Below are 13,426 nucleotides of genomic sequence, written 5' to 3' on the forward strand. Positions count from 1 at the left end.
AATTCTGTTTTATCAGACCGCTTCTGCGTTCTGATTTAATCTGTATCAGGCTGAAAATCTTCTCTCATCCGCCAAAACACCTTCGGCGTTGTAAGGTTAAGCCTCACGGTTCATTAGTACCGGTTAGCTCAACGCATCGCTGCGCTTACACACCCGGCCTATCAACGTCGTCGTCTTCAACGTTCCTTCAGGACCCTTAAAGGGTCAGGGAGAACTCATCTCGGGGCAAGTTTCGTGCTTAGATGCTTTCAGCACTTATCTCTTCCGCATTTAGCTACCGGGCAGTGCCATTGGCATGACAACCCGAACACCAGTGATGCGTCCACTCCGGTCCTCTCGTACTAGGAGCAGCCCCCCTCAGTTCTCCAGCGCCCACGGCAGATAGGGACCGAACTGTCTCACGACGTTCTAAACCCAGCTCGCGTACCACTTTAAATGGCGAACAGCCATACCCTTGGGACCTACTTCAGCCCCAGGATGTGATGAGCCGACATCGAGGTGCCAAACACCGCCGTCGATATGAACTCTTGGGCGGTATCAGCCTGTTATCCCCGGAGTACCTTTTATCCGTTGAGCGATGGCCCTTCCATTCAGAACCACCGGATCACTATGACCTGCTTTCGCACCTGCTCGCGCCGTCACGCTCGCAGTCAAGCTGGCTTATGCCATTGCACTAACCTCCTGATGTCCGACCAGGATTAGCCAACCTTCGTGCTCCTCCGTTACTCTTTAGGAGGAGACCGCCCCAGTCAAACTACCCACCAGACACTGTCCGCAACCCGGATCACGGGTCCACGTTAGAACATCAAACATTAAAGGGTGGTATTTCAAGGCCGGCTCCATGCAGACTGGCGTCCACACTTCAAAGCCTCCCACCTATCCTACACATCAAGGCTCAATGTTCAGTGTCAAGCTATAGTAAAGGTTCACGGGGTCTTTCCGTCTTGCCGCGGGTACACTGCATCTTCACAGCGAGTTCAATTTCACTGAGTCTCGGGTGGAGACAGCCTGGCCATCATTACGCCATTCGTGCAGGTCGGAACTTACCCGACAAGGAATTTCGCTACCTTAGGACCGTTATAGTTACGGCCGCCGTTTACCGGGGCTTCGATCAAGAGCTTCGCTTGCGCTGACCCCATCAATTAACCTTCCGGCACCGGGCAGGCGTCACACCGTATACGTCCACTTTCGTGTTTGCACAGTGCTGTGTTTTTAATAAACAGTTGCAGCCAGCTGGTATCTTCGACTGATTTCAGCTCCATCCGCAAGGGACTTCACCTACATATCAGCGTGCCTTCTCCCGAAGTTACGGCACCATTTTGCCTAGTTCCTTCACCCGAGTTCTCTCAAGCGCCTTGGTATTCTCTACCTGACCACCTGTGTCGGTTTGGGGTACGATTTGATGTTACCTGATGCTTAGAGGCTTTTCCTGGAAGCAGGGCATTTGTTGCTTCAGCACCGTAGTGCCTCGTCATCACGCCTCAGCCTTGATTTTCCGGATTTGCCTGGAAAACCAGCCTACACGCTTAAACCGGGACAACCGTCGCCCGGCCAACATAGCCTTCTCCGTCCCCCCTTCGCAGTAACACCAAGTACAGGAATATTAACCTGTTTCCCATCGACTACGCCTTTCGGCCTCGTCTTAGGGGTCGACTCACCCTGCCCCGATTAACGTTGGACAGGAACCCTTGGTCTTCCGGCGAGCGGGCTTTTCACCCGCTTTATCGTTACTTATGTCAGCATTCGCACTTCTGATACCTCCAGCATGCCTCACAGCACACCTTCGCAGGCTTACAGAACGCTCCCCTACCCAACAACGCATAAGCGTCGCTGCCGCAGCTTCGGTGCATGGTTTAGCCCCGTTACATCTTCCGCGCAGGCCGACTCGACCAGTGAGCTATTACGCTTTCTTTAAATGATGGCTGCTTCTAAGCCAACATCCTGGCTGTCTGGGCCTTCCCACATCGTTTCCCACTTAACCATGACTTTGGGACCTTAGCTGGCGGTCTGGGTTGTTTCCCTCTTCACGACGGACGTTAGCACCCGCCGTGTGTCTCCCGTGATAACATTCTCCGGTATTCGCAGTTTGCATCGGGTTGGTAAGTCGGGATGACCCCCTTGCCGAAACAGTGCTCTACCCCCGGAGATGAATTCACGAGGCGCTACCTAAATAGCTTTCGGGGAGAACCAGCTATCTCCCGGTTTGATTGGCCTTTCACCCCCAGCCACAAGTCATCCGCTAATTTTTCAACATTAGTCGGTTCGGTCCTCCAGTTAGTGTTACCCAACCTTCAACCTGCCCATGGCTAGATCACCGGGTTTCGGGTCTATACCCTGCAACTTAACGCCCAGTTAAGACTCGGTTTCCCTTCGGCTCCCCTATTCGGTTAACCTTGCTACAGAATATAAGTCGCTGACCCATTATACAAAAGGTACGCAGTCACACGCCTAAGCGTGCTCCCACTGCTTGTACGTACACGGTTTCAGGTTCTTTTTCACTCCCCTCGCCGGGGTTCTTTTCGCCTTTCCCTCACGGTACTGGTTCACTATCGGTCAGTCAGGAGTATTTAGCCTTGGAGGATGGTCCCCCCATATTCAGACAGGATACCACGTGTCCCGCCCTACTCATCGAGCTCACAATATGTGTATTTTTGTGTACGGGGCTGTCACCCTGTATCGCGCGCCTTTCCAGACGCTTCCACTAACACACACACTGATTCAGGCTCTGGGCTCCTCCCCGTTCGCTCGCCGCTACTGGGGGAATCTCGGTTGATTTCTTTTCCTCGGGGTACTTAGATGTTTCAGTTCCCCCGGTTCGCCTCATTAACCTATGGATTCAGTTAATGATAGTGTGTCGAAACACACTGGGTTTCCCCATTCGGAAATCGCCGGTTATAACGGTTCATATCACCTTACCGACGCTTATCGCAGATTAGCACGTCCTTCATCGCCTCTGACTGCCAGGGCATCCACCGTGTACGCTTAGTCGCTTAACCTCACAACCCGAAGATGTTTCTTTCGATTCATCATCGTGTTGCGAAAATTCGAGAGACTCACGAACAACTTTCGTTGTTCAGTGTTTCAATTTTCAGCTTGATCCAGATTTTTAAAGAGCAAATATCTCAAACATCACCCGAAGATGAGTTTTGAGATATTAAGGCAGGTGACTTTCACTCACAAACCAGCAAGTGGCGTCCCCTAGGGGATTCGAACCCCTGTTACCGCCGTGAAAGGGCGGTGTCCTGGGCCTCTAGACGAAGGGGACGTATCAGTCTGCTTCGCAAGACGCCTTGCTTTTCACTTTCTATCAGACAATCTGTGTGAGCACTGCAAAGTACGCTTCTTTAAGGTAAGGAGGTGATCCAACCGCAGGTTCCCCTACGGTTACCTTGTTACGACTTCACCCCAGTCATGAATCACAAAGTGGTAAGCGCCCTCCCGAAGGTTAAGCTACCTACTTCTTTTGCAACCCACTCCCATGGTGTGACGGGCGGTGTGTACAAGGCCCGGGAACGTATTCACCGTGGCATTCTGATCCACGATTACTAGCGATTCCGACTTCATGGAGTCGAGTTGCAGACTCCAATCCGGACTACGACGCACTTTATGAGGTCCGCTTGCTCTCGCGAGGTCGCTTCTCTTTGTATGCGCCATTGTAGCACGTGTGTAGCCCTGGTCGTAAGGGCCATGATGACTTGACGTCATCCCCACCTTCCTCCAGTTTATCACTGGCAGTCTCCTTTGAGTTCCCGGCCGGACCGCTGGCAACAAAGGATAAGGGTTGCGCTCGTTGCGGGACTTAACCCAACATTTCACAACACGAGCTGACGACAGCCATGCAGCACCTGTCTCACGGTTCCCGAAGGCACATTCTCATCTCTGAAAACTTCCGTGGATGTCAAGACCAGGTAAGGTTCTTCGCGTTGCATCGAATTAAACCACATGCTCCACCGCTTGTGCGGGCCCCCGTCAATTCATTTGAGTTTTAACCTTGCGGCCGTACTCCCCAGGCGGTCGACTTAACGCGTTAGCTCCGGAAGCCACGCCTCAAGGGCACAACCTCCAAGTCGACATCGTTTACGGCGTGGACTACCAGGGTATCTAATCCTGTTTGCTCCCCACGCTTTCGCACCTGAGCGTCAGTCTTCGTCCAGGGGGCCGCCTTCGCCACCGATATTCCTCCAGATCTCTACGCATTTCACCGCTACACCTGGAATTCTACCCCCCTCTACGAGACTCAAGCTTGCCAGTATCAGATGCAGTTCCCAGGTTGAGCCCGGGGATTTCACATCTGACTTAACAAACCGCCTGCGTGCGCTTTACGCCCAGTAATTCCGATTAACGCTTGCACCCTCCGTATTACCGCGGCTGCTGGCACGGAGTTAGCCGGTGCTTCTTCTGCGGGTAACGTCAATGAGCAAAGGTATTAACTTTACTCCCTTCCTCCCCGCTGAAAGTACTTTACAACCCGAAGGCCTTCTTCATACACGCGGCATGGCTGCATCAGGCTTGCGCCCATTGTGCAATATTCCCCACTGCTGCCTCCCGTAGGAGTCTGGACCGTGTCTCAGTTCCAGTGTGGCTGGTCATCCTCTCAGACCAGCTAGGGATCGTCGCCTAGGTGAGCCGTTACCCCACCTACTAGCTAATCCCATCTGGGCACATCCGATGGCAAGAGGCCCGAAGGTCCCCCTCTTTGGTCTTGCGACGTTATGCGGTATTAGCTACCGTTTCCAGTAGTTATCCCCCTCCATCAGGCAGTTTCCCAGACATTACTCACCCGTCCGCCACTCGTCAGCGAAACAGCAAGCTGTTTCCTGTTACCGTTCGACTTGCATGTGTTAGGCCTGCCGCCAGCGTTCAATCTGAGCCATGATCAAACTCTTCAATTTAAAAGTTTGATGCTCAAAGAATTAAACTTCGTAATGAATTACGTGTTCACTCTTGAGACTTGGTATTCATTTTTCGTCTTGCGACGTTAAGAATCCGTATCTTCGAGTGCCCACACAGATTGTCTGATAAATTGTTAAAGAGCAGTGCCGCTTCGCTTTTTCTCAGCGGCGCGGGGTGTGCATAATACGCTTTCCCGCCACAGAGTCAAGCATTTATTTTTGCTTTCTCTGTTGAGATTCTCAGGAGAACCCCGCTGACCCGGCGGCGTGTTTGCCGTTGTTCCGTGTCAGTGGTGGCGCATTATAGGGAGTTATTCCGGCCTGACAAGAGGAAATTTAAAATAATTTTCTGACCGCGCATTTTTTCAGCAAAAGCCCCGTTAATGTACCATAAAACAAGCAATTTGCCGTTTTTGCAACCGTAATCACACTTCCTGGTGGCATACTAAGGAGGAATAAAAAGAAAAAGGAAGATAAGTAATGCCTTTAAGCGCACAACAGTTAGCTGCACAGAAAAACCTTTCGTATGTTCTGGCTGAGAAGCTGGCGCAACGGATCTTAAAAGGTGAATATGAACCCGGCACCATTTTGCCTGGTGAGATTGAGCTGGGCGAGCAATTTGGAGTGAGTCGTACAGCGGTACGCGAAGCGGTCAAAACGTTAACGGCAAAAGGGATGGTTTTACCGCGACCGCGAATTGGTACTCGGGTCATGCCACAATCGAACTGGAATTTTCTTGATCAGGAATTGCTTACCTGGTGGATGACAGAAGAGAACTTTCATCAGGTCATCGATCACTTTCTGGTTATGCGTATCTGTCTGGAGCCGCAAGCCTGCCTACTGGCAGCAACGGTTGGCACCGCGGAACAGAAGGCGCATCTCAATACGTTAATGGCCGAAATGGCGGCATTAAAAGAGAACTTTCGCCGTGAACGCTGGATCGAAGTCGATATGGCCTGGCATGAGCATATCTATGAAATGAGCGCCAATCCGTTTTTGACCTCATTCGCCTCGCTATTCCATTCGGTTTATCACACTTACTTCACGTCAATTACCAGCGACACAGTGATAAAGCTAAATCTGCACCAGGCGATTGTCGATGCGATTGTCCAAAGCGATGGCGACGCGGCATTTAAAGCTTGTCAGGCGCTGCTACGCTCACCTGATAAGTGACAACCCGATAACAAGACATTGAATGAGCGATAAAAAGAAGCGCAGTATGGCGGGTTTGCCGTGGATCGCGGCGATGGCCTTCTTCATGCAGGCACTTGATGCCACTATTCTGAATACCGCCTTACCCGCAATCGCTCATAGCCTTAATCGTTCTCCTCTCGCGATGCAATCAGCCATCATCAGTTATACGCTGACGGTGGCGATGCTTATTCCGGTAAGCGGATGGCTAGCCGATCGCTTCGGTACGCGTCGCATTTTTACCCTTGCCGTGAGTCTGTTCACATTGGGTTCTCTGGCCTGCGCACTTTCTAATTCGCTACCACAGCTGGTTGTCTTCCGGGTTATTCAGGGGATAGGCGGCGCAATGATGATGCCTGTTGCTCGGCTGGCCTTACTGCGCGCTTATCCTCGTAATGAACTTCTTCCAGTATTGAATTTTGTCGCCATGCCGGGTCTGGTGGGGCCAATTTTAGGCCCCGTTCTTGGCGGCGTGCTGGTCACCTGGGCAACCTGGCACTGGATATTTTTAATCAATATCCCCATAGGTATTGCGGGCCTTCTTTACGCGCGCAAACATATGCCCAATTTCACCACCGCACGACGCAGATTCGATATCACTGGCTTTTTGCTGTTTGGCCTCAGCCTTGTTCTCTTCTCAAGCGGAATAGAGCTATTCGGGGAAAAGATTGTCGCCAGCTGGATTGCCTTGACGGTAATTGTCACCAGCATCGGGTTACTGCTTCTCTATATTCTCCATGCGCGACACACGCCAAACCCATTAATTTCATTAGATTTATTTAAAACCCGCACTTTCTCAATCGGTATCGTAGGCAATATTGCAACCCGTCTGGGGACCGGTTGTGTATCGTTCCTTATGCCATTGATGTTACAGGTAGGATTTGGTTATCAGGCGTTTATTGCCGGCTGTATGATGGCACCGACAGCGTTAGGTTCCATTATTGCAAAATCGATGGTTACCCAAGTCTTACGTCGTCTGGGCTATCGCCATACGTTAGTGGGGATCACGGTGATTATTGGGCTAATGATCGCTCAGTTCTCTTTGCAATCACCGGCAATGGCGATATGGATGCTGATCTTGCCGTTGTTTATATTAGGGATGGCTATGTCGACGCAATTTACCGCGATGAATACCATCACACTTGCCGATCTGACCGATGACAACGCCAGCAGCGGTAACAGTGTTCTGGCGGTCACGCAGCAACTGTCGATTAGTTTAGGCGTTGCTGTAAGTGCGGCCGTCCTTCGCGTTTATGAAGGGATGGAAGGCACAACGACTGTCGAACAATTCCACTATACGTTTATCACGATGGGCATTATTACTGTTGCTTCAGCAGCAATGTTCATGCTTCTGAAAACAACCGATGGTAATAATTTGATCAAAAGACAGCGTAAATCTAAGCCGAACCGCGTTCCATCAGAATCGGAGTAAGTTGTAATCGTTGTTGCTGAAGGGTCGGCTGGGTTATCCGATGGATGAGTACATCAATCGCCAGCTCCCCAGTTCATCTTTCGGTTGGTGGATAGTGGTTAATGGTGGCGTCATAAAGCTTGCCAGTTCGATATCGTCATAGCCAATCACCGCGATATCCTGCGGAACCTGTAACTCTGCCTGATATAACGCCTGGTAAACGCCAACAGCCATAGCGTCATTTCCGGTAAAGACGGCCTGAGGACGCAGCGGATGTGATAACAGTTGGCGCATGGCGTCAAACCCGCCGTTAAATTCAAAATCACCAGTGACTTCATAGCCATCAGGAATGTTGAGACCCGCACGTTTCATCGCCGCCCGATAACCTTCCAACCGCAGGCGCGCCGGAGTTTTATCCAGCGGACCGGTAATACAGGCGATACGGGTATGACCTTTATCGATCAGATATTGCGTTGCTAAGTCTCCGCCCAACAACGAGTTATCCTGAATAAGATCGCTGTCGCCATCGAACGGAGCCCAGTCCATCATCACAGTAGGCACTGTCGGATAACGTTGCATGATTTCACGCGAAGGTTGATGCGTTTCGGTGCACAGTAACAGCAAGCCATCAACGCGTTTTTGCATCAGCGTTTCCAGATTGCGATTCATCCGCTGTTCATCGCCTTCGGTATTGCAAAGGACGAGACTATAACCGCGTTCGAAGCAGCTGCGTTCAACGCCACGCACCAGTTCTGAATAGAAAGGATTGGTACTGGCAGTGATCAACATGCCAATGGTATGTGTTTGATTGAGTTTGAGGCTACGCGCCAGGGCTGATGGCGCGTAATTGAGTTCTTTAATCGCCGCTTCAACTTTGGCGGTAATCGCTTCACTGACGAAGCGATCTTTATTGATAACGTGAGAAACTGTTGAGGTAGAAACGCCCGCCAGGCGGGCAACATCTTTCATTGTAGCCAAGCGTCACCTCTGCCTGTCTAAAAATGCGTCGATCTCTTCACGCCACGGTACGGAAGGTTGTGCGCCTTTACGTGTTACGGCAATCGCAGCGGCAGCATGGGCAAACCGAATCGCCTCTGGCAATGGTTTTTCTTCCAGCAACGCCGTGATTAACGCGCCGTTAAAGGTATCTCCGGCAGCAATGGTATCGACAGCCTGCACCCGGAATCCAGGAACGCGCTGACCTTCACCATTCACGCTAGCCCATACACCACGACTTCCTAAAGTAATCAGTACAGTACGGATACCTTTTTCATGCAGTACCTGCGCCGCCTTCGCTGCATCTTCATCATTTTCAACACGAATACCGGTGAGCTTTTCTGCTTCCGTTTCGTTTGGCGTAATAATGTCCACCAGCGCCAGCAGTTCGTCAGGAAGTTCGCGAGCCGGAGCCGGGTTAAGCGCAACGATAGTCTTATTTTGATGGGCGATTTTCGCCGCTGCCATCACACTTTCGAGTGGTGATTCCAGCTGCATTAATAATGCTGACGCGTTGGCAATACGCTCACGTTGCGCTTCCACCAGCGCCGGGGAAAGGGCAGCATTAGCGCCGGCATGAATACCGATGACATTCTCACCTTCACCATTAACAAAAATCAGCGCCACACCTGTTGATTCGCCTTTGATCACGCTGACCGGAGTAATATCAATGTTATCAGTGGCGAGCTGCTGGCGAACGCTCTCACCAATGCTGTCATCACCCGTACAGGCAATAAACGCGATATTCGCACCGCTACGCCCAGCAGCCACAGCCTGATTCGCGCCTTTGCCGCCAAATGCAACCTGATAGTGGTTACCGGTTACGGTTTCGCCTGGAGTAGGAAAAGATTGAAGATTAAGAATGTGGTCAGCATTAATGCTGCCAAGAACAACGAGGCTGCCTGCGTTTTGCATATTCGGGATGTCCATAAAATGCGCCACCGTGTTAGGGTGGCGCGTGCCCTGCTTTTCTTTATATTACACGTTCATCTGTCGATGACGTATTTATGTCACCATCAGGTCATACAACCTGATTAAAACTACTGCTTAACAACCAGTTTCAGATCAACCGGATACTTAGCCTGAACTTTCTCGCCTTTCAGCACTTTATCTGCGGTTTCGACGCCTTTCGCGCCAATCTGATCGGGTAGCTGAGCGATAGTCGCTGCTAGTTTGCCATCATTCACCGCTTTTTCGCCATCCGGTGTACCGTCAAATCCGACGACCATCACATCCGATTTACCGGCAGTTTGCAGTGCGCGCAGCGCGCCCAGCGCCATTTCATCATTCTGCGCGAATACAGCCTGAACATCCGGATGAGCGGTCAACAGGTTCTGCATTACGTTCAAACCTTTAGTGCGATCAAAATCTGCTGGCTGGCAAGAACATTAAACTTGTGAGCAGCAACGGCCTGCTGGAAGCCTTCGCCACGTTCACGGGCTGCGGATGTACCAGCAATGCCTTGCAGCTCGATAACTTTGGCACCTTCACCCGCTTTCTTCGCGATGTAATCACCGGCGATTTTGCCACCCAGTACGTTATCAGAAGCAATGTGGCTCACCACTTCACTTTTCGTTGCCTGGCGGTCAAGAGTGATAACCGGGATGTTCGCCTGGTTAGCCATCTTCACAGCATTACCTACTGCGTCGGAGTCGGTCGGGTTAATCAGCAGAATTTTGGTGCCGCGAACGGTTAAGTCCTGCACGTTCGCCAGCTCTTTCGCCGGGTTGTTCTGGGAGTCCAGCACCACCAGGTTATAGCCAAGCTTATCCGCCTCTTTCTGCGCGCCATCTTTCAGCGATACAAAGAACGGGTTGTTAAGCGTGGAGACCACCAGCGCGATGGTGTCTTTTGCCATCGCATTCGCACTGACGGTGGCGCTTAGCGCAACAGCGGAAACCAGGGTAGCCAGTTTTTTCATGTTCATATTCAAGATGTCCTGTAGTCGTTATTACTGCTTTTTGTTGTCTACCAGCACCGCCAGCAAAATCACCACCGCTTTGACGATCATCTGGTAATAGGAGGAAACACCTAACAAATTCAATCCATTATTAAGGAAGCCAAGAATTAATGCGCCGATCAACGTCCCAACAATGCGACCTTTTCCGCCCGCCAGACTCGTACCGCCCAGAACCACCGCAGCAATAGCATCCAGCTCATAGCCAGTCCCCGCCGTGGGTTGTGCGGAGGAGAGACGCGCCACTTCAATGATCCCGGCCAGCGATGCCAGCAGACCACAAAGAGAATAGACGATGATTTTGATTTTATTGACGTTGATACCAGAAAGACGCGTTGCCGCTTCGTTGCCGCCCAGCGCGTAGATGTAACGCCCCAGACGCGTGTGATGCAGCATGTACCAGGCCGCGAGGAAGACAATCCCCATGATCCAGACTGGCGTCGGTACGCCCAGCGGACGACCAATACCAAACCAGCCAAACAGATCGGCGTTCTCAGTAAAGCCGGTATTCACTGGGCTACCGTTGGTATAAACCATGGTCACGCCGCGCAGTAAAAGCATCATAACCAGCGTAGCGATAAACGCCTGAACGCGACCTTTCGCTACAATCACCCCGGTTACCGCACCAATTGCGGCACCTAACGCGAGAGCAGCAGCGACAGCCACCAGCGCATTGACTTCAATGCCGACGATAGATGCAGCAACTGCGCCGGTTAGCGCCAACAGAGAACCTACAGACAAGTCGATGCCCGACGTCAGGATCACCAGCGTCATCCCGACCGCCATAATGGCGTTCACCGAGGTTTGCTGGAGAATATTGAATAAGTTATTGATGGTGAAAAAGTTCGGGCTTAACGTCGAGACAATCGCGATCAGCACCAGCAGAGCGATAAGCGATTTCTGCTCCATCAGCCACGCTTTCGTGAAATAACGGCGACCAGAGACAGTCTGGGTTGTCATTTTTTTACTCCTGATTCACGCGATTAAGCTTGCCCACAGCGGCAGCCATTAACACTTCCTGGGTGGCCTGCTCACGAGTAAATTCCCCGCTGAGATGCCCTTCATGCATGACGATGATGCGATCGCTCATGCCTAATACTTCTGGCATCTCCGATGACACCAGAATGATGCTCAAGCCATCGGCTTTGAACTGGTTAATCAGTTGATAGATCTCTTTTTTCGCGCCGACATCTACGCCACGGGTAGGTTCATCAAGGATCAACACTTTGGGGCGTGTCATCAGACCGCGGGCAATCGCCACTTTTTGCTGATTGCCACCGGAAAGCAGACCAATTGCCTGTTCCATCGACGGTGTTTTCACATTAAACAGACGAATGAAATCACTCACTGCCTGCTGTTCATCGGCATGCTTCAAACTGCCGCCAGCGCGGCTGAAGTAGCGCAGCGCTGTCAGCGACATGTTCTCTTTTACTGACATGCCCAACACTAAACCGTCACGTTTACGGTCTTCGGAGATATACACAATGCCGTTTGCCAGGCCATCCTGCGGTGAACGGGTAACGACTTCATGCCCATCCAGGGTGACGTAACCGCTGGTGCGCGGCTGTGCGCCGTAGAGCACTTTCATCAGTTCGGTACGACCTGCGCCCATCAAACCAGAGACGCCAAGAATTTCGCCTTTGCGTAAAGTAAAAGAGACATCGTTAACGCCAGGTCCGCAGAGATTATCGACTTTCAGGCGGATATCTCCCGGCGCTTTGTCCAGGTGTGGATATTGATCTTCCAGCTTGCGGCCCACCATCATCTCAATCAGCGAATCTTCGGTCAGTGATGCCACTTCGCGCTCAGCAATAAATTGCCCGTCACGAAAAACGGTAACGTCATCGCAAATCTCGAAGATTTCTTTCATGCGGTGGGAGATATAGACAATACCGCGGCCTTGCGATTTCAGCTCGCGGATGACGCGGAACAGGGATTCGGTTTCGGTATCGGTCAGCGCATCGGTCGGTTCATCCATAATGATGACTTTCGACTCAAAGCTCAGCACTTTGGCGATTTCAACCATTTGCTGGTCACCGATGGAAAGATCGCCCACCAGCTTGTCGCTTTTAAAGCACAGGTTAAGTTTAGCCAGCAATTTATCCGCTTCGGCATACATGGTTTTCCAGTCAATTTTGCCAAAGCGATTAACAAACTCACGACCGAGGAAAATGTTTTCGGCAATGGTCAACTGCGGGATCAGGTTCAGTTCCTGATGGATAATCCCAATCCCGGCTTCCTGGGAAGATTTCGGCCCGGTAAATGTCGTTTCTTTCCCCAGCCATAAAAGCGTGCCGGCATCGCGAGTATAGATACCAGTAAGCACTTTCATCATGGTGGATTTACCCGCGCCGTTTTCGCCCACCAGCGCTATCACGCGGCCCGGATAGACATTTAACGCAGCGCCCGAGAGGGCTTTTACGCCCGGGAAGGCTTTATCGATGCCTTTAAGCTGAAGTAATGCTTCCATGACGGCCTCAGAACGTCACGCCAGCACAGAGAATGATATTCGCATACGGAGAACATTCTCCGCTGCGAATTACCGCCTGACTTTCTGCGGTTTGTTGTTTGAATTGTTCATGCGTGGTGTAACGAATTTCAATGGTATTTCCCTGGTGTTTTTGCAGCTGCTCAAGGTGAGTGAGCAACGTTTCGTGGAGTTGCGGATTATGTTGTTTGATCTCTTCCGCGATAATGGCAGCCTCGACCTGCATTTCATTTGTGACGACGCCCAGCACCTGCATAAAAGAAGGTACACCCTGGGTTAATGCCATATCGATACGCGTTGTACTTTTGGGGATGGGTAAACCAGCATCACACACCACCAGCGTATCGGTATGTCCCAGACGGGAGATCACCGATGAAATATCAGAATTAAGAACGGTGCCTTTTTTCATTTTTTTCTCCATCAGCGAAACGTTTCGCTGACCCACAGTTTAATCCTGACTGAGTTGGGAAAACCATCGTGACGTTACGGAA

The 13,426-nt window shown here is 51.3% G+C and carries 6 protein-coding genes, 1 tRNA gene, 2 rRNA genes and 2 pseudogenes; 2 read left to right on the forward strand and 9 right to left on the reverse strand.

Features of this window, described 5'->3' with window-relative positions; translation table 11 throughout:
* Positions 1-92 precede the first annotated feature (92 nt).
* The 3 genes from C1P89_RS19485 to C1P89_RS19495 form a co-directional block, all read right to left on the reverse strand.
* Positions 93-2,996 (reverse strand): 23S ribosomal RNA (locus C1P89_RS19485).
* A gap of 193 nt (positions 2,997-3,189) precedes the next feature.
* Positions 3,190-3,265: transfer RNA gene (locus tag C1P89_RS19490), tRNA-Glu, on the reverse strand.
* Positions 3,266-3,350: 85 nt separating this feature from the next.
* Positions 3,351-4,892: ribosomal RNA gene (locus tag C1P89_RS19495) — 16S ribosomal RNA — on the reverse strand.
* The 16S and 23S rRNA genes sit together here with 1 tRNA gene alongside, the layout of an rRNA operon.
* A 480-nt stretch (positions 4,893-5,372) precedes the next feature.
* On the opposite strand from C1P89_RS19495, the gene C1P89_RS19500 reads away from it, so the two are divergent.
* Both C1P89_RS19500 and mdtD read left to right on the forward strand, forming a co-directional pair.
* Positions 5,373-6,065: a FadR/GntR family transcriptional regulator gene (locus C1P89_RS19500; RefSeq protein ID WP_001131172.1), complete on the forward strand. Its 693-nt coding sequence runs from the start codon at positions 5,373-5,375 to the stop codon at positions 6,063-6,065.
* Positions 6,066-6,087: 22 nt separating this feature from the next.
* Positions 6,088-7,515, forward strand: a complete 1,428-nt coding sequence (gene mdtD / locus C1P89_RS19505) for a multidrug transporter subunit MdtD (RefSeq protein ID WP_001280841.1) — start codon at positions 6,088-6,090, stop codon at positions 7,513-7,515.
* On the opposite strand, the pseudogene rbsR reads toward mdtD, so the two are convergent.
* From rbsR to rbsD, 6 genes and pseudogenes are all read right to left on the reverse strand, one after another.
* Positions 7,481-8,472: pseudogene (gene rbsR / locus C1P89_RS19510) on the reverse strand (ribose operon transcriptional repressor RbsR). The gene mdtD and the pseudogene rbsR sit on opposite strands and share 35 nt — an antisense overlap.
* Before the next feature lie 3 nt (positions 8,473-8,475).
* Complete coding sequence (gene rbsK, locus C1P89_RS19515; protein ID WP_001300603.1) at positions 8,476-9,405, reverse strand: ribokinase; 930 nt, start codon at positions 9,403-9,405, stop codon at positions 8,476-8,478.
* Positions 9,406-9,530: 125 nt separating this feature from the next.
* A pseudogene (rbsB, locus tag C1P89_RS19520) lies at positions 9,531-10,417 on the reverse strand (ribose ABC transporter substrate-binding protein RbsB).
* Positions 10,418-10,441: 24 nt separating this feature from the next.
* On the reverse strand, positions 10,442-11,407 hold the full coding sequence (gene rbsC / locus C1P89_RS19525) for a ribose ABC transporter permease (RefSeq protein ID WP_000211858.1): 966 nt from the start codon (positions 11,405-11,407) through the stop codon (positions 10,442-10,444).
* A 4-nt stretch (positions 11,408-11,411) separates the two neighbouring features.
* Positions 11,412-12,917: a ribose ABC transporter ATP-binding protein RbsA gene (gene rbsA, locus C1P89_RS19530; RefSeq protein WP_000387744.1), complete on the reverse strand. Its 1,506-nt coding sequence runs from the start codon at positions 12,915-12,917 to the stop codon at positions 11,412-11,414.
* Between the two features lie 7 nt (positions 12,918-12,924).
* A complete protein-coding gene (gene rbsD, locus C1P89_RS19535; protein ID WP_000715936.1) occupies positions 12,925-13,344 on the reverse strand; it encodes a D-ribose pyranase in 420 nt (139 codons plus the stop codon).
* Positions 13,345-13,426 lie beyond the last annotated feature (82 nt).

The sequence above is a fragment of the Shigella sonnei genome (genome assembly GCF_002950395.1).
Taxonomy (GTDB): Bacteria; Pseudomonadota; Gammaproteobacteria; order Enterobacterales; family Enterobacteriaceae; genus ECMA0423.

Coding starts and splice junctions, on each gene's coding strand:
- C1P89_RS19500 (WP_001131172.1), top strand. CDS start 5,373: ATGCCTTTAAGCGCACAACAGTTAGCTGCACAGAAAAACCTTTCGTAT.
- mdtD (WP_001280841.1), top strand. CDS start 6,088: ATGAGCGATAAAAAGAAGCGCAGTATGGCGGGTTTGCCGTGGATCGCG.
- rbsK (WP_001300603.1), bottom strand. CDS start 9,405: ATGCAAAACGCAGGCAGCCTCGTTGTTCTTGGCAGCATTAATGCTGAC.
- rbsC (WP_000211858.1), bottom strand. CDS start 11,407: ATGACAACCCAGACTGTCTCTGGTCGCCGTTATTTCACGAAAGCGTGG.
- rbsA (WP_000387744.1), bottom strand. CDS start 12,917: ATGGAAGCATTACTTCAGCTTAAAGGCATCGATAAAGCCTTCCCGGGC.
- rbsD (WP_000715936.1), bottom strand. CDS start 13,344: ATGAAAAAAGGCACCGTTCTTAATTCTGATATTTCATCGGTGATCTCC.